This window comes from Pseudomonas sp. IT-P294 (assembly GCF_949767865.1).
In the GTDB taxonomy this organism is placed as follows: Bacteria; Pseudomonadota; Gammaproteobacteria; order Pseudomonadales; family Pseudomonadaceae; genus Aquipseudomonas.
In genome coordinates this window covers 225,176-244,990 of sequence record NZ_CATKQW010000057.1, presented here as the reverse complement: position 1 = coordinate 244,990, position 19,815 = coordinate 225,176, and the positions used below count along the sequence as shown (strand labels likewise).

Here is a 19,815-nt window from a genome sequence, read left to right as displayed (position 1 = left end):
CGAAAAGACCGGCGAGGCGTTCATGCCTGCGTCGAGCGGACTGCCCATGTTAATCTTGCGCCCATTGCGCAAAAGCCGGCCGACGCCCCTTCCTTTGCCCTACACCTTTGAACGAGTTTTCCTGAATTCCCGATGAATAAAGCCCTCTCCGACCTGTCCTCCCACACGCCAATGATGCAGCAGTACTGGCGCCTGAAGAACCAGCACCCCGACCAGCTGATGTTCTACCGCATGGGCGACTTCTACGAGATCTTCTACGAAGACGCGAAGAAGGCCGCCAAGTTGCTGGACATCACCCTGACGGCCCGTGGGCAATCGGCGGGTCAGGCGATTCCGATGTGTGGGATTCCTTACCACGCGGCTGAAGGTTACCTGGCGAAACTGGTCAAGCTGGGCGAATCGGTGGTGATCTGTGAGCAAGTCGGCGACCCGGCCACCAGCAAAGGTCCGGTGGATCGTCAGGTGGTGCGGATCATCACGCCGGGGACGGTCAGTGATGAAGCGCTGCTCGATGAGCGCCGGGACAACCTGATCGCGGCGGTGCTGGGTGACGAGCGTCTGTTCGGCCTGGCTGTGCTCGATATCACCAGCGGCAACTTCACGGTGCTGGAGATCAAAGGCTGGGAAAACCTGCTGGCGGAGCTGGAGCGGGTCAATCCGGTGGAGCTGATGATCCCGGATGACTGGCCGAAGGATTTGCCGGCGGAAAAACGTCGTGGAGTTCGTCGCCGTGCGCCGTGGGATTTCGAGCGCGACTCGGCGCTGAAAAGTCTTTGCCAGCAGTTCTCCACCCAGGACCTGAAAGGCTTCGGTTGCGAGAACCTGACCCTGGCCATCGGCGCGGCCGGCTGCCTGCTCAGTTACGCCAAGGAAACCCAGCGCACCGCCCTGCCCCATCTTCGCAGCCTGCGCCATGAACGGCTGGATGACACCGTGGTGCTGGACGGCGCAAGCCGCCGCAACCTGGAACTGGACACCAACCTGGCCGGCGGTCGCGACAATACGCTGCAATCGGTGGTCGATCGCTGCCAGACGGCCATGGGCAGTCGTTTGCTGACTCGCTGGCTGAACCGTCCGCTGCGCGATCTCACTGTATTGCTGGCGCGCCAGACATCGATCACTTGCTTGCTCGACGGTTATCGTTTCGAAAAACTGCAACCGCAACTCAAGGAAATAGGCGATATCGAGCGGATTCTGGCGCGGATCGGTTTGCGTAACGCCCGTCCGCGTGACCTGGCGCGTCTGCGCGATGCACTCGGTGCATTGCCAGAGCTGCAAGTGGCGATGACCGAACTCGAAGCGCCGCACATCATTCAACTGGCGAAGACCACCAGCACCTACCCGGAACTCGCGGCGCTGCTGGAAAAAGCCATCATCGACAACCCACCTGCGGTCATCCGTGACGGCGGCGTGTTGAAGACCGGCTACGACAGCGAACTCGATGATCTGCAATCGCTCAGCGAGAACGCCGGGCAGTTCCTGATTGATCTGGAAGCACGGGAAAAGGCTCGCACCGGCCTGTCGCATTTAAAGGTCGGTTACAACCGCATTCACGGCTACTTCATCGAACTGCCAAGCAAGCAGGCCGAGTCGGCTCCGGCCGATTACATTCGCCGCCAGACGCTCAAAGGTGCCGAACGCTTCATTACGCCGGAACTGAAAGCGTTCGAGGACAAGGCACTGTCAGCCAAAAGCCGTGCACTGGCCCGCGAGAAGATGCTGTACGAAGCGCTGCTCGAAGACCTGATCGCCCAACTGCCACCGTTGCAGGATACTGCCGCGGCGCTGGCCGAACTGGACGTGCTGAGCAACCTGGCCGAGCGTGCGCTGAACCTGGACCTGAACTGCCCGCGCTTCGTTGACGAGCCGTGCATGCGTATCACCCAGGGTCGTCACCCGGTGGTCGAGCAAGTACTGACCACGCCGTTTGTGGCCAACGACCTGAGCCTCGACGACAATACGCGCATGCTGGTGATTACCGGTCCGAACATGGGCGGTAAATCCACTTATATGCGCCAGACCGCTTTGATCGTGTTGCTGGCGCACATCGGCAGTTTCGTGCCGGCGGCCAGTTGCGAATTGTCCCTGGTGGACCGGATCTTTACCCGGATCGGTTCCAGCGATGACTTGGCGGGTGGCCGGTCGACCTTCATGGTCGAAATGAGCGAAACCGCGAACATTCTGCACAACGCCACCGAACGCAGTCTGGTGCTGATGGACGAAGTCGGACGCGGCACCAGCACCTTCGACGGCCTGTCGCTGGCCTGGGCCGCGGCGGAGCGTCTGGCGCATCTGCGCGCTTACACACTGTTCGCCACCCACTACTTCGAGCTGACGGTGCTACCAGAGGCGCAACCGCTGGTGGCCAACGTTCACCTCAATGCCACCGAGCACAACGAGCGCATCGTGTTCCTGCACCACGTTCTGCCCGGCCCTGCCAGCCAAAGCTACGGCCTGGCGGTTGCGCAGTTGGCAGGCGTGCCAAGCGAAGTGATTGTGCGCGCTCGTGAGCACTTGGGCCGCCTGGAAGCGACCGCACTGCCCCATGAAGCGCCGAAACCCGCCAAAGGCAAACCGGCCGCGCCGCAGCAGAGCGACATGTTCGCCAGTCTGCCGCATCCGGTGCTCGATGAGCTGGCTAAACTTGATCTGGACGACATGACGCCGCGTCGCGCACTAGAAATGCTCTATACACTAAAGACACGGGTCTAACGCACTTGCCTGCAAGCTGTTAGAATCTCGCGCGGTTTGGGATGCTGCTGGCTAATAGCCTGGCCTGCAGACTATCGCTCCCAAACCTGGCGACCCCAACGTGAAGGGGCTCCGCTGCCGCCGCCTGAGGAGAAAATTAGAATGACCTTCGTCGTCACCGACAACTGCATCAAGTGCAAGTACACCGACTGCGTAGAAGTCTGTCCGGTGGACTGCTTTTACGAAGGCCCGAACTTCCTGGTGATTCACCCGGATGAGTGCATCGACTGCGCACTGTGCGAACCAGAGTGCCCTGCCGTGGCCATCTTCTCCGAAGATGAAGTTCCGGAAAATATGCAGCAATTCATTCAGCTGAACGTTGAGTTGGCCGAAATCTGGCCCAACATCACCGAGAAGAAAGATCCGCTGCCGGACGCTGAAGAGTGGGATGGCAAGAAAGACAAGATCAAAGAACTCGAACGCTGATCTTCCCACGCGTTCTGGAAAAGGCCCCTCGTGGGCCTTTTTGCTTTTCTACAGGCAAAAAAAGGGGCGGTTTGACCCGCCCACATTTTTTCCCTATTCCCTGTATTCCTTTTCATCGTCCTGATGAATCGCTTCCTGCGATGTCCATTCCCCCCTTCCTTGAAGGGCGTGTCGATCCGTCGACACAGTTCAGATACTAGAGAAATCCCTACCAAGCGCAATTGACCCAGATCGCTAAAATCGTTTGTCACATGCTGTTAACACAATAATATATCTATATAAATCAATTAGATAAGTTGTAAGCCAGTAGGAATATGGGCGACTACCAACCTGTAAAAATAGTGAACACTTACGAAAGAGTAAGCGAAAACTTACAGCGAGATACTACAAAGCAGAGACGCTCCCCCTCACCGTCCAGGCAATAAAAAACCCCGAGCCAGTCGGGGCCTTTTATGACCGTATGAGCCAATTGCTTATTGAAACAGCGACTCGCTCGACAAGCCGTTCTTCTCAAGAATCTCACGAAGACGCTTGAGGCCTTCCACCTGAATCTGTCTGACCCGTTCCCGGGTCAGGCCAATCTCCAGGCCTACGTCTTCAAGTGTGCTGCTCTCGTGGCCACGCAAGCCGAAGCGACGTACCACCACTTCGCGTTGCTTGTCGGTGAGCTCCGAAAGCCATTGATCGATGCTCTGAGACAGGTCGTCGTCCTGCAGCAGTTCACATGGATCGGTTGGACGATCATCGGTAAGGGTGTCCAGCAGGGTTTTATCCGAATCCGGACCCAGCGAGACGTCGACCGAAGAAACCCGCTCGTTCAAGCCGAGCATGCGCTTGACCTCTGCCACTGGTTTTTCCAGCAGGTTGGCGATTTCTTCGGGTGAGGGTTCATGGTCGAGTTTTTGAGTCAGCTCCCGTGCAGCCCGCAGGTACACGTTGAGCTCTTTGACCACATGGATCGGCAACCGGATGGTCCGGGTCTGATTCATGATCGCGCGCTCGATGGTCTGACGAATCCACCAGGTTGCGTAGGTCGAAAAGCGGAAGCCTCGCTCGGGATCGAACTTCTCCACTGCGCGGATCAGACCGAGGTTGCCCTCTTCGATCAGGTCCAGCAGTGACAGCCCACGATTGACATAGCGCCGGGCGATTTTCACCACCAGTCGCAGGTTGCTTTCAATCATGCGCTTGCGCCCGGCAGGATCGCCACTTTGCGACAGGCGCGCAAAATGAACTTCTTCTTCCGGAGAGAGCAATGGGGAAAAGCCGATTTCGTTGAGGTACAGCTGCGTGGCATCGAGTGCCCGAGTGTAATCGATGTACTTGTGTTGCTTTAACGAAGCGGAGTGTTTGGATTTGGCACGAACGGAAGGTGGAGCAGCCCCTTCATCATTCGACATCGAATCCGTACCGATGCCGGTCTCCATAAGGAGAACCTCATCGTCGATGTCAAACTCCGGCACTTCTTTACTGAGAGCCATTGTTATAGTCCTTTGGTGAGTTCGACCCCAAGCTCAAGCGGCGCCTTTATCCTTGGCAACGCTGGAGCCTGTCCCCTCTACGTGACGGAACAGGCTGGCAACAAATCAACGGCGTGGCAGGAACTGCAGCGGATCTACAGGTTTACCTTGTCGGCGAATCTCAAAATGCAGCTTCACCCGGTCTGTACCCGTTGACCCCATTTCGGCAATTGTCTGTCCGACCTTGACCTGCTGCCCCTCCCGAACCAACAGCCTGCGGTTATGTCCGTAGGCACTGACGTAGGTGTCGCTGTGTTTGATGATGACTAATTCGCCGTAGCCCCTTAAGCCACTCCCGGCGTATACCACCGTCCCATCAGACGCAGCTAAAACAGGCTGTCCCAAATCTCCGGCGATATCAATTCCTTTATTCAAACTACCGTTTGAGGAGAACTTTCCAATCAGAATGCCATTAGATGGCCATCCCCAGCCGGTCGGGGCCGGGCCGGCAGGAGGCATCGGAGCGGGGGCCGGCTTGGTGGCGACGGACGGTGCAACCACCGCAGAACTGGTCGTCGTGCCATTCGCCTGACGTCGGATCACCGTGGTTTTCAACGACGACGAAGGCGTTGAATCGGTTGCACTCTCCACCGGTGACGGGGTTGAACCGGTGCGACCATCAAAGCGAATTGTCTGACCTGGATGGATCGTATATGGCGTAGGAATGTTGTTCCGTGCGGCGAGGGCTTTGTAGTCCCAGCCGTAGCGAAAAGCGATCGAGAACAGCGTGTCTTTCGGTCGAACGACGTACTGCCCCGTGGTCACTACCGGACGCTGAGGAACGGCGTTGTTGCGATCGACCACGCGAACATCACTCGTTTTGGAACTGGAGCAACCGACCAGCAAGGTGCTCAAGACGAGGCCAGTCACCAGGCGCTGAAAGCTCTTTGTACCCATACGCTGCGCAATGACTGTGAGACTCACCCGCCGCTCCCTTTGTGGTGGCTGAAAATGTGGATTGCCGTGTTCCGGCACGAAATATCGCAAGTATAACGGGCCCGACAGGCTTTACCTTTAATGAAGCGAAATGGCTTCGCGCACACGTTTGCTGCCTGCCGTTGAATTCTGTTTAACACTTCGATGCCGCTGTAAGACCCGGGCAATCGAAGAGAATTCAGCGCTCCTGAATAAATGCTCAGGCCAGTGGCCCATTGAGCAACGGTACGAAACGCACCGATCCCAAAACGCGTCGGGAAAAGCCGTTTTCTTCACGGATGATCAGCATCAATTGCTGCACCTCGCCCGAACCGACCGGTATGACCAGTCTTCCGCCCGGCGCCAATTGATCGAGCAAAGCCTGCGGAACATCAGTGGCAACCGCAGTGACAATAATGCCGTTATACGGTGCCAGCGCCGGCCAGCCTTCCCAACCGTCGCCCCAGCGAAAAACTACGTTGCGCAGGTTCAGCTCGACCAGGCGTTCCTTGGCCCGGTCCTGCAAAACCTTGATGCGCTCCACGGAGAACACCCGCTCGACCAGCTGCGACAGTACTGCTGTCTGGTAGCCGGAGCCGGTGCCGATTTCCATCACCTTGTCGAGTGGCCCCGCCTCGAGCAGCAGCTCGCTCATGCGCGCCACCATATAAGGCTGGGAGATGGTCTGGTTGTGTCCGATCGGCAGTGCAGTGTCTTCATAAGCGCGGTGAGCCAGCGCCTCGTCGACGAACAGATGACGCGGCGTACGGCGGATGACTTCAAGCACCTTGGCGTTGGACACGCCTTCTTCATACAGGCGCTGAATAAGGCGCTCGCGAGTGCGTTGAGAGGTCATCCCGATGCCGCGACGCAAAATATCGTCTTGTTCACGCCCCATTAGCGCAACCCCTCCAGCCAGCCATCGAGACTTCTAAAGGCATCATTGAAGGTGCGATCCAGTTGCAGCGGCGTGATCGATACATAACCTTGCATCACCGCATGGAAATCCGTGCCCGGGCCGCCGTCTTCAGCGTCGCCCGCTGCGGCGATCCAGTAACCGGATTTGCCTCGCGGATCGACCACCTTCATCGGCGCCGCAGCGCGGGCGCGGTGCCCCAGGCGAGTCAGCTGTATGCCGCGAATGTGATCCAGCGGCAGATTGGGAATGTTCACGTTCAATACCGTGCGCGGCGGCAGATTGAGGTCAGCGTGGGCTTCGACCAGTTTGCGCGCAAAGTAAGCGGCTGTGGGAAGGTTCTCCACTTGCCGTGAGACCAACGAAAAGGCGAACGAAGGACGCTCAAGGAATCGCCCCTCGAGAGCTGCTGCGACGGTGCCGGAATACAACACGTCGTCCCCTAGGTTGGCGCCCAGGTTGATGCCGGAAACCACCATGTCCGGCTCGCACTCCAGCAAGCCGTTAAGGCCCAGGTGCACGCAATCGGTAGGTGTGCCGTTCAGGCTGATAAAGCCGTTGGCCAGGGTTTGCGGGTGCAACGGACGGTCGAGCGTCAGCGAGCTGCTGGCGCCGCTTTTGTCCTGGTCCGGGGCGATAACCACGCACTCGGTGTAATCCGCCAGCGCAGCATAAAGCGCGGCGAGACCGGGTGCCGCTACCCCATCGTCGTTAGAAATCAGAATACGCATGGGCTGTCCGTCTGCCCCACCGGCACCAGATCAACAAGCTCGCGCACCAATACGGTGGCAAAGCATCCGGCCGGTAGGACGAATTCCAGTTGCAGAATGTCAGGCTCGGGATAATGCCACGTCAACCCACCAATGGGCAGCCGCAGGATGCGACGTTCGTGGCTCATTCCGGCGTTAATCAACCAATCGCGCAGATCCGCTTCGCGCTCGGCGATTGCCTGCTCCAGTACATGGACAGCGCCGGTCGCTGGCGAGTCACCTTCGCCCCATTGAGGACCGGTCGGGTGCAGGTCGAGAATCGCCAGGCGCGGGTCGCTGCATTCGGCTTCACCTGCCGGAAAAAAGCTGCGGCTGTCGGTGAACGCCAGCAGATCGCCGACCTGCGCACGCTGCCAGCTGCCATCGGCCACGCGCGCCGCCAACACTTGGTTGAACAGAAAACTGCGCGCGGTGGACAGCAGGCGCGAACGCACATTGCGCTGCTCCGGCAAGGCCTTACGGGCAGCCCAGGCGCGGGCATCGACGACGTTACCGCCATCAAAGCCAAAACGCTGGGCGCCGAAATAATTGGGAACACCTTGCTTGGCGATCAGTTGCAGCCGCGCGTCGATCGCGGCCTTATCACCCGAAAATTGCGTCAGGCGCAACGTGAAGCCGTTGGCCGAGTGAGCACCGCGTTGCAACTTGCGCTTGTGTCGACCGGTCTTGAGGATTTTGAGTGTGTCGTTTTCCGCCGCCGACAGATCAGGATCGGCCTTGCCCGGCAGCTGTACGCTGAACCACTGGCGAGTCAGCGCCTGACGATCCTTCAAGCCCGCATAACTGACGGTGCGCAATGGCACGCCTGCGGCCTTGGCAATCCGCCGTGCTGCTTCTTCGGTATTCAGGCCACGCTTTTCCACCCAGATCCACAGGTGTTCGCCATCGCCGCTGAGGGGGATGTTAAGCACCTCATCGACCTGGAAATCTTCTGCCGTGGCTTTCAATACCGCGGTGCCGAGGGCATCACCGTAAGCCCGCGGGCCGAGCAATTGCGCTTCGTTCATGCGCGCAGCAACAAGGCAACGGAATGCACGGCGATGCCTTCTTCGCGACCGACAAAGCCGAGCTTTTCGGTGGTGGTAGCTTTCACGTTCACTTGATCCAACTCAACTTGAAGATCGGCGGCAATCAGCGCGCGCATCGATTCGATATGCGGGGCCATTTTCGGTGACTGGGCGACGATGGTGTTATCGACATTGCCGACCTTCCAGCCCTTGGCATGGATCAGTGCGACGACGTGACGCAACAGCACCCGGCTGTCGGCGCCCTTATAAGTCGGGTCGGTGTCCGGGAAGTGCTTGCCGATATCACCCAGCGCAGCCGCGCCGAGCAAGGCATCGCTCAAGGCGTGCAGCAGGACGTCACCGTCGGAGTGAGCGAGCAGCCCGAAGCCGTGTGCAATACGCACGCCGCCTAGAGTAATGAAATCGCCTTCAGCGAAACGATGCACATCATAGCCGTGGCCAATACGCATAAAAAAACGCCCCGATTTTTGTCAGGGCGTGATTCTACCTGCTTTGTCAGACATTAGGCGCTTAGCGCACGCCCATGATGCTGCAAGTGGTCGTCAATGAAGCTGGCAATGAAGAAATAGCTGTGGTCGTAGCCCGGTTGCAGGCGCAACGTCAGCGGATGACCGGCCAGTTTGGCCGCCTGTTGCAACGCCTCAGGTTTGAGCTGAGTGGCGAGGAAATCATCACGATCACCTTGGTCGACCAGCAGCGGCAATTTCTCACCAGCCTCGGCGATCAATGCACAGGCATCCCACTCGCGCCACTTCGATCGGTCTTCACCCAAGTAACGGGAAAAGGCCTTTTGGCCCCACGGGCAATCCATCGGATTATTGATCGGCGAGAACGCCGACACCGACTGATAGCGCCCAGGGTTGCGCAAGGCACAGACCAGCGCGCCGTGACCACCCATGGAGTGGCCGCTGATGCCGCGTTTGTCCGAAGCCGGGAAGTGAGCTTCGACCAATGCCGGCAGTTCCTGCACGACATAGTCATGCATCCGATAGTGCCGCGACCACGGTTCCTGCGTGGCATTCAGGTAAAACCCGGCGCCGAGGCCGAAGTCCCAGGCATCCTCTGGATCACCCGGTACATCGGGGCCGCGAGGGCTGGTGTCCGGAGCGACGATGATCAGCCCCAGCTCGGAGGCCATGCGCATGGCGCCGGCCTTGTGCATGAAGTTTTCATCGGTGCAGGTCAGGCCGGACAACCAATACAGCACTGGCAGCTTGCCGCCCTGCTCCGCTTGCGGCGGCAGGTACACGGCGAACACCATGTCGCAGCCGAGCACATCGGAGCGGTGCTTGTAGCGTTTGTGCCAGCCGCCGAAGCTTTTCTGGCAGGAGATATTTTCCAGGCTCATGAGCGACCTCAGAAATGAATGACGCTGCGGATGCTTTTGCCTTCATGCATCAGGTCGAAAGCCTTGTTGATATCTTCCAGACCCATGGTGTGGGTGATAAAGGTATCCAGCGGAATCTCGCCGGTTTCGGCCATTTCGACGTAGCTTGGCAACTCGGTGCGACCACGTACACCACCGAACGCCGAACCGCGCCAGACGCGACCGGTGACCAACTGGAACGGACGGGTCGAAATTTCCTGCCCGGCACCGGCGACGCCGATGATGACCGACTCGCCCCAGCCCTTGTGGCAGCACTCAAGCGCGGCACGCATCAACTGGACGTTGCCGATGCACTCAAAGGAAAAGTCGACGCCGCCATCCGTCATGTCGACGATGACTTCCTGGATCGGACGATCGAAATCTTTCGGGTTCACACAGTCGGTTGCACCCAGCTGCTTGGCGATTTCGAATTTGGCCGGGTTGATGTCGATGGCGATGATGCGACCGGCCTTGGCCTTGACCGCACCGATGATGGCTGACAAACCGATGCCGCCGAGGCCGAAAATGGCGACGGTATCACCGGGTTTTACCTTGGCGGTATTGAGGACTGCACCGATGCCGGTGGTGACACCGCAGCCCAACAGGCAGACTTTTTCCAGTGGCGCTTCTTTAGGAATCTTCGCAACGGAGATTTCCGGCAACACGGTGTACTCGGAAAAGGTCGAGGTGCCCATGTAGTGGAAAATCGGCTGGCCCTTGTAGGAAAAACGCGTGGTGCCATCTGGCATCAGGCCTTTGCCTTGCGTCGCGCGAATGGCCTGGCACAAGTTGGTTTTGCCCGACAGGCAGAATTTGCACTGACGGCATTCCGGGGTGTACAGCGGAATCACATGGTCGCCAACGGCGACAGAGGTCACGCCTTCGCCGATCGCTTCGACCACCGCACCACCTTCGTGACCGAGGATCGACGGGAAGATGCCTTCCGGGTCAGCGCCCGACAGCGTGTAGGCATCGGTATGACAGACACCGGAGGCAACCACTCGCAACAACACTTCACCGGCCTTGGGCATGGCGACATCGACTTCAACGATCTCGAGGGGTTTCTTGGCCTCGAAGGCTACGGCAGCGCGCGACTTGATCATGTGGATTCTCCAGTGAATAAAAACGAGACAGGGAGTGTAATACACCGCTTGACGGTGAATAATCAGGACAAAAGCAAAACATTATTGCTGTATAGGGATAATCATCGATGTCCGAGAACCGCTGGGAAGGTATAGACGAATTCGTCGCCGTCGCCGAATGCAGCCAATTCACCGCCGCCGCGGAACGACTCGGGGTCTCGTCCTCCCATATCAGTCGACAAATCGTACGACTCGAAGAGCGACTTCAGACACGGCTGCTGTACCGCAGCACCCGCCGGGTCACGCTGACCGAAGCCGGGCAAACCTTTCTGCAACATTGCCAGCGTTTGCAGGATGGCCGCGAAGAAGCCTTGCGTGCGGTGGGCGACCTGACCAGCGAACCAAAAGGCATGTTGCGCATGACCTGCGCCGTGGCCTATGGCGAGCGCTTCATCGTGCCGCTGGTCACGCGGTTCATGGGGCTCTATCCGCAACTTCGCGTCGACATTGAACTGAGCAACCGCCCGCTCGATCTGGTGCATGAAGGCCTGGATCTGGCGATCCGTCTCGGTCGCTTGCAGGATTCAAGGTTGGTCGCCACACGCCTGGCACCACGCCGCATGTATCTGTGCGCATCTCCGTCCTACATCGAACGGTATGGTCGCCCACACAGTTTGTCGGAGTTGAGCCGCCACAACTGCCTCATCGGCAGTTCGGACATGTGGCAACTGGAACAGAACGGGCGGGAATTTTCCCAGCGGGTACAGGGAAACTGGCGCTGCAACAGCGGTCAAGCGGTGCTGGACGCGGCGTTGCAAGGTGTCGGTTTATGCCAACTGCCCGACTACTACGTGCTGGAGTATTTGAAAAATGGCGAGCTGATTTCGCTGCTGGAAGCCCATCAACCGCCGAACACAGCCGTGTGGGCGCTTTATCCACAACAGCGGCATCTGTCGCCCAAGGTGCGCAAGCTGGTGGATTATTTGAAGGAAGGATTGGCTAATCGGCCGGAGTACCGGAGTTAAGTTATGCGTTGTCTTTTCGGCTGCTATCGCGAGCAAGCTCGCTCCCACATGGCTCTGTGGCGAACACTGATATTGTGAGCAACGCAAAACACTGTGGGAGCGAGCTGGCTCGCGATAGCGGTTTAAGAAACAACGGACAACTCAGCAGCTCAGTGGCGGTTAGCCCAACGCTGGCGCAACCAATCGAGGTCTTCAGGGCGAGTGACCTTGAGGTTATCGGACCGGCCTTCGATCAAGCGTGGCGCAAGACCTGCCCACTCCATCGCCGATGCTTCGTCAGTGATGACGGCGTCAGCCACCAAGCTGTCAGCCAGCGCCCGATGCAGCGCGCCAAGGCGAAACATCTGCGGTGTATAGGCTTGCCAGATCACGCTGCGATCCACGGTTTCGACGACACGACCGTGCTTGTCGACCCGTTTGAGTGTATCGCGGGCAGGCACTGCCAGCAGTCCGCCAACAGGATCGTCTGCTAACTCAAGCAACAATTTATCCAGATCATCACGCGAAAGATTCGGCCGCGCCGCATCGTGCACCAGCACCCAATCTTCATCGTCAGCGCCCAAGGCATGCAAATGCAGCAACGCATTGAGTACCGACCCGGACCGTTCATCGCCGCCGTCGACACGCTGAATGCGCGAATCGGTGGCACACGCCAGGTTCGGCCAGTAAGGATCATCTGCAGCAAGACTGACCACCAAGCCCTTGAGGCAAGGATGATCAAGGAAACAGCCAAGGCTGTGTTCGAGAATAGTGCGCCCGCCCAGTTGCAAGTATTGCTTGGGACGGTCCGCGGCCATACGGGCACCAACACCCGCGGCAGGAATCACGGCCCAGAAGGCCGGTAACGAGTTGTTCATTGAGCCAACTGGTAAAGGGTTTCGCCGTCCTTGACCATGCCCAACTCATGACGGGCCCGCTCTTCAACGGTCTCCATGCCTTTTTTCAACTCACTGACTTCGGCGTCCATGACCCGATTGCGCTCCAGCAAGCCTTCGTTCTCAGCGTGTTGATCCGCGATCTGCTGAGTCAGCTCGGCCACTTGCGCCAGACTGCCATTACCCACCCACAGGCGGTATTGCAGGCCAGCCAGCAGCAGGAGCAAGACGAGGAACAACCAATTGGGACTGCGCATCGAATATCGGGTATCCAGTGAAAAAAGACAGCCATGCCAAAACTTTGAAGCGTCTGATAGCACGAAGCCTGGAAGAACCAGGCTTGTGCTCTTAAGGCATCAGATTAGTGGCAAATCCATCGCTGTCGCGATATTTCCGACACAATCCTTTGTCTTTTTACCATGTGGCAATTAACCGCGGAACTCGCTGCGGCCGTTGTACTTGGCTTTACCCTGCAACTGCTCTTCGATACGCAGCAGTTGGTTGTACTTGGAAACGCGGTCGGAACGGCACAGGGAGCCGGTCTTGATCTGGCCAGCCGAGGTGCCCACGGCCAGGTCGGCAATGGTCGAATCTTCGGTTTCGCCGGAGCGGTGCGAGATGACGGCAGTGTAACCAGCGGCCTTGGCCATCTGGATAGCTTCCAGGGTTTCGGTCAGGGTGCCGATCTGGTTGAACTTGATCAGGATCGAGTTGGCGATCTTTTTATCGATGCCTTCTTTCAGGATCTTGGTGTTGGTCACGAACAAGTCGTCGCCTACCAGCTGGGTTTTCTCGCCGATCTTGTCGGTGAGGATTTTCCAGCCAGCCCAGTCGGACTCGTCCAGGCCATCTTCGATGGAGATGATCGGGTAACGCTCGGTCAGGCCTTTGAGGTAGTCGGCGAAACCTTCAGCGGTGAACACCTGGCCTTCGCCGGACAGGTTGTATTTACCGTCTTCGTAGAACTCGCTCGCCGCGCAGTCCAGCGCCAGGGTCACGTCGGTGCCCAGCTTGTAACCAGCGTTGGCCACCGCTTCCGAAATCACTTTCAAAGCGTCTTCGTTGGAAGCCAGGTTCGGTGCGAAACCGCCTTCGTCGCCGACTGCAGTGCTCAGGCCACGGGCCTTCAGCACAGCTTTGAGGTGATGGAAAATCTCGGTGCCCATGCGCAGGCCTTCCGAGAAAGACTTGGCGCCAACCGGCTGAACCATGAATTCCTGGATGTCGACGTTGTTATCGGCGTGCTCGCCACCGTTGATGATGTTCATCATCGGAACCGGCATCGAGTAAACACCCGGGGTGCCGTTCAGGTTGGCGATGTGCGCGTACAGCGGCAGGTCCTGGTCCTGTGCTGCTGCCTTGGCCGCAGCCAGGGAAACGGCGAGGATCGCGTTGGCGCCCAGGGAACCTTTGTTTTCAGTACCGTCGAGCTTGATCATCGCGTGATCCAGCGCTTTCTGGTCGCTTGGGTCTGTACCTTTCAACAGGTCGCGGATCGGACCGTTGATGTTGGCGACGGCTTTGAGCACGCCCTTGCCCAGGTAACGGCTCTTGTCGCCATCACGCAGCTCGAGTGCTTCACGCGAGCCAGTGGAAGCACCGGACGGCGCGCAAGCGCTACCGATGATGCCGTTATCGAGAAGCACGTCCGCTTCCACGGTGGGATTGCCACGGGAGTCGAGAACTTCACGACCTTTGATGTCGACGATTTTTGCCATTGTTGTAAACACTCCAAAGTTGACGAAAACGACGCAGCTAGAGGAAATCTTTTACCGTCGGCAAGTGATGTGCAGCGGGCAGACTTGCGGACGATAAGGCTCAGGCCCGAGGGCCTGAGCAACAAATCGTGCGGTACTTTACCGGAGAAATGAGGTTTACGCGGTCTCTACCGTCGGAAAACTCTTCACCAGTTCGTCCAGGGCTTTGAGCTGGGCCAGGAATGGCTCCAGTTTGTCCAGGCGCAAGGCACAAGGGCCATCGCATTTGGCATTGTCCGGGTCCGGGTGGGCTTCGAGGAAGAGACCGGCCAGGGACTGGCTCATGCCCGCCTTGGCCAGGTCAGTGACCTGGGCGCGACGACCGCCGGCGGAATCGGAGCGACCACCGGGCATTTGCAGCGCGTGGGTCACGTCGAAAAACACCGGGTATTCGAACTGCTTCATGATGCCGAAGCCGAGCATGTCCACAACGAGGTTGTTGTAGCCGAAGCTCGAACCGCGTTCGCAGAGGATCAACTGATCGTTGCCCGCCTCCACGCACTTGCTCAGGATATGTTTCATCTCGTGCGGTGCAAGGAACTGGGCTTTCTTGATGTTGATCACCGCGCCGGTCTTGGCCATCGCGACGACGAGGTCGGTCTGGCGCGACAGGAAAGCCGGCAGCTGGATGATGTCGCAGACTTCAGCGACGACCGCGGCCTGGTAGGGCTCATGGACGTCGGTGATGATCGGCACGCCGAAGGCTTGCTTGATGTCCTGGAAGATCCGCATGCCCTCTTCCAGGCCGGGGCCACGGTAAGAGGTCACGGAGGAACGGTTGGCCTTGTCGAAGCTGGCCTTGAACACATAAGGGATACCGAGTTTCTCGGTAACCTTTACGTACTCTTCGCAGACCTGCATCGCCATGTCTCGGCTTTCCAGCACGTTCATGCCACCGAACAGCACCATTGGCTTGTCGTTGGCAATCTCGATATCGCCTACACGGATGATCTTCTGCGCCATCGTATTTACGCCTTCTTCTGGTGTTGAACCAAAGCTGCTTTAACGAAACCGCTGAACAACGGGTGACCGTCACGAGGTGTCGAAGTGAACTCCGGGTGGAACTGGCAAGCGACGAACCATGGATGATCCGGTGCTTCAACCACTTCAACCAACGCACCATCGCCGGAACGACCGGAGATCTTCAGACCGGCAGCCATGATCTGCGGCAGCAGTTTGTTGTTCACTTCGTAGCGGTGACGGTGACGTTCGACGATCACGTCCTTGGCGTAGCAATCGTGCACCAGAGAGCCCTGCTCAAGCAGGCAATCCTGTGCGCCGAGGCGCATGGTGCCGCCCAGGTCGGACGATTCGGTGCGGGTCTCGACAGCGCCGGTGGCATCTTCCCACTCGGTGATCAGGCCCACGACCGGGTGACCGCTGGCACGATCGAACTCGGTGGAGTTCGCGTCTTTCCAGCCCAGCACGTTACGAGCGAACTCGATCACGGCCACTTGCATGCCCAGGCAGATGCCCAGGTACGGAACCTTGTTTTCGCGAGCGTATTGAACGGCGGTGATCTTGCCTTCCACGCCACGCAGACCGAAGCCGCCCGGTACGAGGATCGCGTCAACACCTTCGAGCAGCGCGGTGCCCTGGTTTTCGATGTCTTCGGAATCGATGTAGCGCAGGTTGACCTTGGTGCGGTTGCTGATGCCGGCGTGACTCATCGCTTCGATCAGCGACTTGTAGGCGTCCAGCAGCTCCATGTACTTGCCGACCATCGCGATGGTGACTTCGTGTTCCGGGTTCAGCTTGGCGTCAACCACAGCTTCCCACTCGGACAGATCGGCGCTACCGCATTGCAGGCCGAAACGCTCGACGACGAAGTCATCCAGGCCCTGGGAATGCAGGATGCCCGGGATCTTGTAGATGGTGTCGGCGTCTTCCAGCGCGATGACCGCACGTTCTTCAACGTTGGTGAATTGCGCGATCTTGCGACGCGACGAGATGTCGATCGGGTGATCGGAACGGCACACCAGTACGTCTGGCTGCAGGCCAATGGAACGCAGTTCCTTGACCGAATGCTGGGTCGGCTTGGTCTTGGTTTCGCCGGCAGTGGCGATGTACGGCACCAGTGTCAGGTGCATCAGCATCGCGCGCTTGGCGCCGACTTCGAAACGCAATTGGCGGATGGCTTCGAGGAACGGTTGCGACTCGATGTCACCCACGGTGCCACCGATCTCGACCATGGCCACGTCGGCATCGCCGGCGCCCTTGATGATCCGGCGCTTGATTTCGTCGGTGATGTGCGGGATCACCTGAATAGTGGCGCCCAGGTAATCACCACGGCGCTCTTTGCGCAGGACGTGTTCGTAGACACGGCCAGTGGTGAAGTTGTTGTTCTGGGTCATGGTCGTGCGGATGAACCGCTCGTAGTGGCCCAGGTCCAGGTCGGTCTCGGCGCCGTCGTGAGTGACGAACACTTCACCGTGCTGGAACGGGCTCATGGTGCCCGGGTCAACGTTGATGTACGGGTCCAGCTTCAGCATGGTGACCTTAAGTCCCCGCGCCTCCAGGATGGCCGCCAATGAAGCCGAGGCAATGCCTTTCCCCAATGAAGAAACAACACCGCCCGTGACGAATATGTAGCGCGTCATGAAAAACCCTAGAAGTCTGCGTTAAAGCGGTCCGAGCCGCCGGGGAAAGCGAAGGAAGGCCGAAGCCCCCGATCACCTGCATTAATCACAGTGCACCTTTCAAAAAAACCGCCGCGTTGGGACAGACCGGCAGATGAAACACCGGTACGTTGCTCGCTACACATTTTTTGGAATCGCCCAGCAAAGACTGCTTGGTAATCGGCAACTCCTGCAATTCAGGCGAATCCACAGAAGTTGTATCAAGAAGGGAGCGTAGTCTACCGGAAAGCCCCTTTCAGCTCAAACCTTGATCTTCGTGCGGTGGCTGCCAATGCAAATTCCACCCGCCGTGCACGCTGCCATTCAAGCCCGGCACGCCGGCCACGGCCAGCAATTGCCCGGCGCGAAAGACCAGCGGCAATCTGCCACGGACAAAGGCCGGAACACCTCGTTCGTTGAGCAAACGCTTGAGATCCCGGTGCCCGCGCTCGGGCAGGTGCATGACCTCACCTCCTTCACGATAGCGGATTTGCAGCGGGCCATCGGGGCTCTGACCGGTGAACCTCACCACGCCGTTATTCGGTAAATCCAGTGCTACTGAAGGATCAGTCCACTCGACCGCAAAGGACGGAGGGCCAAGCCAGCAGCCCGACAGCCACCAGATCCGCCCGCCGGACCGATGCAGCTCACCCTGCCCCAGTCGCCAGATCGGACACGCATCGCCGGTTGCATCGCGCAAATTTTCCCAACCCGACCAATGGTCGCTATCCGGCATCGACGTGAACGCGGCGAGCCAGTGGCTCAGGGCATTGCGTTGACGCGCGGCGGACAGTGCGGCAAGCGCTTCCAACTCCAGAGACGGTAAACCCAGCCAATCGAAATCGCTGACCGAGCTGTCGCCGGCCAGGTCGATGCTCGCCAGCTCATCAAGCAAGCCTTGTGCTTCGCTCAAGTGCGCAGCGCTGCGCGCCATCGTCGTCACCGCTTGCGGCCAGCGCTCGGTCAATACCGGGAACACCTGATGCCGCAGGTAATTGCGCGAGAACTGCCGATCCTGATTCGAAGGGTCCTCGATCCAGCTCAGTCGATGCTCGGTCGCGTAAGCCTCAAGCTCGGCGCGCGTCACATCCAGCAACGGACGGACAAGATGCCCGCGACCCAGGACGCGCTCACGAGGCATCCCCGACAAACCTCTCACCCCTGCCCCGCGTAACAGCCGGAACAACAGGGTTTCCGCCTGATCATCTCGATGCTGAGCGGTCAGCAGCAGTTCATTGGCTTGAATCGCTTCCTTGAAGGCGCCGTAACGCGCCTCCCGGGCGGCGCGCTCAAGACTGGCGCCGTGTTGCACCTGAACACGAACCACCCGTAGCGGCACCCGCAGGGCATCGCAGACGGATTGGCAATGTTGCGGCCACGCATCAGCCGCAGCCTGAAGGCCATGATGAACATGGAGGGCGCTCAGCGCTGGCAGGGATTGAGATTTTGCGAGATGGGCAAGCAGGTGCAGCAGGACAGTGGAGTCGAGGCCGCCGGAGAAGGCGATGTGCCAGGCCCGGGCATTGCGCCAGGGTTTCAGATTCAGGAGTAGCCTGGCTGACAGATCAATCTTGGATGAGCTCATAATGTTCAATTCGCCCAAATCAACTGTGGGAGCGAGCTTGCTCGCGATAGCGGTGTAACAGCCAACCTATTGGTTGAATGTTAAGTCGCCATCGCGAGCAAGCTCGCTCCCACATGGGTATTGCGCGCTCGGCTTAGAGACCGTAGCTCATCAGACGCTCGTAACGACGGGCCAGCAGCGCTTCGTTGTCGAACTTCTTCAGCATCGCCAGTTGCGAGCTCAGCTCGGCACGGATCGATGCAGCGGCGGCGGCCGGGTCGCGGTGCGCGCCACCCAGAGGTTCGCCGATCACTTTATCCACGATACCCAGGCCTTTCAGGCGCTCGGCGGTAATGCCCATCGCTTCCGCTGCATCCGGCGCCTTCTCCGCGGTTTTCCACAGAATGGAGGCGCAACCTTCCGGCGAAATCACCGCGTAGGTCGAATACTGCAGCATGTTCAGTTGATCGCAAACGCCGATCGCCAGAGCGCCACCGGAACCACCTTCACCGATCACGGTGGCGATGATTGGGGTTTTCAGACGAGCCATGACGCGCAGGTTCCAGGCAATCGCTTCGCTCTGGTTGCGCTCTTCAGCGTCGATACCAGGGTAGGCACCCGGGGTGTCGATGAAGGTCAGGATCGGCATTTTGAAGCGTTCAGCCATTTCCATCAGGCGGCACGCCTTGCGGTAGCCTTCCGGACGCGGCATGCCGAAGTTACGGCGAACCTTCTCGCGCACCTCACGGCCTTTCTGGTGACCGATGATCATCACCGGCTGGTCGTCCAGACGGGCAATGCCGCCCACGATTGCAGCGTCGTCGGAGAAGTGACGGTCGCCGTGCAATTCGTCGAACTCGGTGAAGATGTGTTCGATGTAGTCCAGGGTATATGGACGTTTCGGGTGACGCGCCAGACGTGCGATCTGCCAGCTGGTCAGCTTGCCGAAAATGTCTTCGGTCAGCGTGCTGCTTTTGTCCTGCAGGCGGGAGATCTCATCGCCGATATTCAGCGAATTGTCGTTACCGACCAAGCGCAACTCTTCGATCTTGGCTTGCAGGTCGGCGATCGGCTGTTCGAAATCTAGAAAATTCGGGTTCATAGGCGTCCGTCTTGGGTCGACGTCCAAGTGAGCTTGGGCCGGCCGGTTGTCTATTCGCGCCCTACCTTAAGGGACAGGCGCGTTCAGGTCGAGATTAAAA

18 protein-coding genes are annotated in these 19,815 nt (G+C 58.8%); 3 read left to right on the top strand and 15 right to left on the bottom strand.

Annotated features, from left to right (window positions below):
• Positions 1–132: 132 nt before the first annotated feature.
• Positions 133–2,712, top strand: coding sequence for a DNA mismatch repair protein MutS (gene mutS, locus ACM6I0_RS28525; RefSeq protein WP_285430332.1), 2,580 nt, complete (start codon positions 133–135; stop codon positions 2,710–2,712).
• 141 nt (positions 2,713–2,853) lie between these two features.
• Positions 2,854–3,177 carry a ferredoxin FdxA gene (gene fdxA / locus ACM6I0_RS28520; protein ID WP_285430333.1) on the top strand — a complete coding sequence of 108 codons (324 nt, stop codon included), beginning with the start codon at positions 2,854–2,856 and terminating at the stop codon, positions 3,175–3,177.
• A gap of 473 nt (positions 3,178–3,650) precedes the next feature.
• On the opposite strand, the gene rpoS is transcribed toward fdxA, so the two are convergent.
• The 8 genes from rpoS to ACM6I0_RS28480 form a co-directional block, all read right to left on the bottom strand.
• Positions 3,651–4,658, bottom strand: coding sequence for an RNA polymerase sigma factor RpoS (gene rpoS / locus ACM6I0_RS28515; RefSeq protein ID WP_056856224.1), 1,008 nt, complete (start codon positions 4,656–4,658; stop codon positions 3,651–3,653).
• 105 nt (positions 4,659–4,763) lie between these two features.
• Positions 4,764–5,621, bottom strand: coding sequence for a peptidoglycan DD-metalloendopeptidase family protein (locus ACM6I0_RS28510; RefSeq protein WP_414923834.1), 858 nt, complete (start codon positions 5,619–5,621; stop codon positions 4,764–4,766).
• 211 nt (positions 5,622–5,832) lie between these two features.
• Positions 5,833–6,468 (bottom strand): protein-L-isoaspartate(D-aspartate) O-methyltransferase, encoded by a 636-nt coding sequence (locus tag ACM6I0_RS28505; protein ID WP_197678969.1) that lies wholly within the window; start codon positions 6,466–6,468, stop codon positions 5,833–5,835.
• Between the two features lie 41 nt (positions 6,469–6,509).
• On the bottom strand, positions 6,510–7,259 hold the full coding sequence (surE, locus tag ACM6I0_RS28500; protein WP_285430339.1) for a 5'/3'-nucleotidase SurE: 750 nt from the start codon (positions 7,257–7,259) through the stop codon (positions 6,510–6,512).
• On the bottom strand, positions 7,247–8,305 hold the full coding sequence (gene truD, locus ACM6I0_RS28495; RefSeq protein WP_414923833.1) for a tRNA pseudouridine(13) synthase TruD: 1,059 nt from the start codon (positions 8,303–8,305) through the stop codon (positions 7,247–7,249). Before truD ends, surE begins: the two co-directional genes overlap by 13 nt.
• A complete protein-coding gene (ispF, locus tag ACM6I0_RS28490; RefSeq protein ID WP_414923832.1) occupies positions 8,302–8,775 on the bottom strand; it encodes a 2-C-methyl-D-erythritol 2,4-cyclodiphosphate synthase in 474 nt (157 codons plus the stop codon). The genes truD and ispF overlap by 4 nt, the downstream gene beginning before the upstream one ends.
• 53 nt (positions 8,776–8,828) lie before the next feature.
• Positions 8,829–9,674 carry an S-formylglutathione hydrolase gene (gene fghA / locus ACM6I0_RS28485; protein WP_414923831.1) on the bottom strand — a complete coding sequence of 282 codons (846 nt, stop codon included), beginning with the start codon at positions 9,672–9,674 and terminating at the stop codon, positions 8,829–8,831.
• Between the two features lie 8 nt (positions 9,675–9,682).
• Positions 9,683–10,795, bottom strand: coding sequence for an S-(hydroxymethyl)glutathione dehydrogenase/class III alcohol dehydrogenase (locus ACM6I0_RS28480; RefSeq protein WP_285430347.1), 1,113 nt, complete (start codon positions 10,793–10,795; stop codon positions 9,683–9,685).
• Between the two features lie 107 nt (positions 10,796–10,902).
• Between ACM6I0_RS28480 and ACM6I0_RS28475 the strand changes: the two genes are divergently transcribed.
• The gene (locus ACM6I0_RS28475; RefSeq protein ID WP_285430349.1) at positions 10,903–11,799 is read left to right on the top strand and encodes a LysR substrate-binding domain-containing protein; all 897 of its coding nucleotides are present in this window, start codon (positions 10,903–10,905) and stop codon (positions 11,797–11,799) included.
• Positions 11,800–11,948: 149 nt separating this feature from the next.
• Here ACM6I0_RS28475 and ispD read toward each other — a convergent pair whose 3' ends face one another.
• From ispD to ACM6I0_RS28440, 7 genes are all read right to left on the bottom strand, one after another.
• Complete coding sequence (gene ispD / locus ACM6I0_RS28470; protein WP_285430350.1) at positions 11,949–12,656, bottom strand: 2-C-methyl-D-erythritol 4-phosphate cytidylyltransferase; 708 nt, start codon at positions 12,654–12,656, stop codon at positions 11,949–11,951.
• The gene (gene ftsB, locus ACM6I0_RS28465) at positions 12,653–12,931 is read right to left on the bottom strand and encodes a cell division protein FtsB (protein WP_008028992.1); all 279 of its coding nucleotides are present in this window, start codon (positions 12,929–12,931) and stop codon (positions 12,653–12,655) included. The genes ispD and ftsB overlap by 4 nt, the downstream gene beginning before the upstream one ends.
• 171 nt (positions 12,932–13,102) lie before the next feature.
• Positions 13,103–14,392 (bottom strand): phosphopyruvate hydratase, encoded by a 1,290-nt coding sequence (eno, locus tag ACM6I0_RS28460; protein WP_090187791.1) that lies wholly within the window; start codon positions 14,390–14,392, stop codon positions 13,103–13,105.
• 156 nt (positions 14,393–14,548) lie between these two features.
• A complete protein-coding gene (gene kdsA / locus ACM6I0_RS28455; protein ID WP_285430351.1) occupies positions 14,549–15,394 on the bottom strand; it encodes a 3-deoxy-8-phosphooctulonate synthase in 846 nt (281 codons plus the stop codon).
• Positions 15,395–15,399: 5 nt separating this feature from the next.
• Positions 15,400–17,031, bottom strand: a complete 1,632-nt coding sequence (locus ACM6I0_RS28450; protein WP_285430353.1) for a CTP synthase — start codon at positions 17,029–17,031, stop codon at positions 15,400–15,402.
• Between the two features lie 274 nt (positions 17,032–17,305).
• Positions 17,306–18,634 (bottom strand): tRNA lysidine(34) synthetase TilS, encoded by a 1,329-nt coding sequence (tilS, locus tag ACM6I0_RS28445; RefSeq protein WP_414923830.1) that lies wholly within the window; start codon positions 18,632–18,634, stop codon positions 17,306–17,308.
• Between the two features lie 133 nt (positions 18,635–18,767).
• Positions 18,768–19,715, bottom strand: a complete 948-nt coding sequence (locus ACM6I0_RS28440) for an acetyl-CoA carboxylase carboxyltransferase subunit alpha (protein WP_010462799.1) — start codon at positions 19,713–19,715, stop codon at positions 18,768–18,770.
• Between the last annotated feature and the right edge of the window lie 100 nt (positions 19,716–19,815).

Coding starts and splice junctions, on each gene's coding strand:
- mutS (WP_285430332.1), top strand. CDS start 133: ATGAATAAAGCCCTCTCCGACCTGTCCTCCCACACGCCAATGATGCAG.
- fdxA (WP_285430333.1), top strand. CDS start 2,854: ATGACCTTCGTCGTCACCGACAACTGCATCAAGTGCAAGTACACCGAC.
- rpoS (WP_056856224.1), bottom strand. CDS start 4,658: ATGGCTCTCAGTAAAGAAGTGCCGGAGTTTGACATCGACGATGAGGTT.
- ACM6I0_RS28505 (WP_197678969.1), bottom strand. CDS start 6,468: ATGACCTCTCAACGCACTCGCGAGCGCCTTATTCAGCGCCTGTATGAA.
- surE (WP_285430339.1), bottom strand. CDS start 7,259: ATGCGTATTCTGATTTCTAACGACGATGGGGTAGCGGCACCCGGTCTC.
- truD (WP_414923833.1), bottom strand. CDS start 8,305: ATGAACGAAGCGCAATTGCTCGGCCCGCGGGCTTACGGTGATGCCCTC.
- ispF (WP_414923832.1), bottom strand. CDS start 8,775: ATGCGTATTGGCCACGGCTATGATGTGCATCGTTTCGCTGAAGGCGAT.
- fghA (WP_414923831.1), bottom strand. CDS start 9,674: ATGAGCCTGGAAAATATCTCCTGCCAGAAAAGCTTCGGCGGCTGGCAC.
- ACM6I0_RS28480 (WP_285430347.1), bottom strand. CDS start 10,795: ATGATCAAGTCGCGCGCTGCCGTAGCCTTCGAGGCCAAGAAACCCCTC.
- ACM6I0_RS28475 (WP_285430349.1), top strand. CDS start 10,903: ATGTCCGAGAACCGCTGGGAAGGTATAGACGAATTCGTCGCCGTCGCC.
- ispD (WP_285430350.1), bottom strand. CDS start 12,656: ATGAACAACTCGTTACCGGCCTTCTGGGCCGTGATTCCTGCCGCGGGT.
- ftsB (WP_008028992.1), bottom strand. CDS start 12,931: ATGCGCAGTCCCAATTGGTTGTTCCTCGTCTTGCTCCTGCTGCTGGCT.
- eno (WP_090187791.1), bottom strand. CDS start 14,392: ATGGCAAAAATCGTCGACATCAAAGGTCGTGAAGTTCTCGACTCCCGT.
- kdsA (WP_285430351.1), bottom strand. CDS start 15,394: ATGGCGCAGAAGATCATCCGTGTAGGCGATATCGAGATTGCCAACGAC.
- ACM6I0_RS28450 (WP_285430353.1), bottom strand. CDS start 17,031: ATGACGCGCTACATATTCGTCACGGGCGGTGTTGTTTCTTCATTGGGG.
- tilS (WP_414923830.1), bottom strand. CDS start 18,634: ATGAGCTCATCCAAGATTGATCTGTCAGCCAGGCTACTCCTGAATCTG.
- ACM6I0_RS28440 (WP_010462799.1), bottom strand. CDS start 19,715: ATGAACCCGAATTTTCTAGATTTCGAACAGCCGATCGCCGACCTGCAA.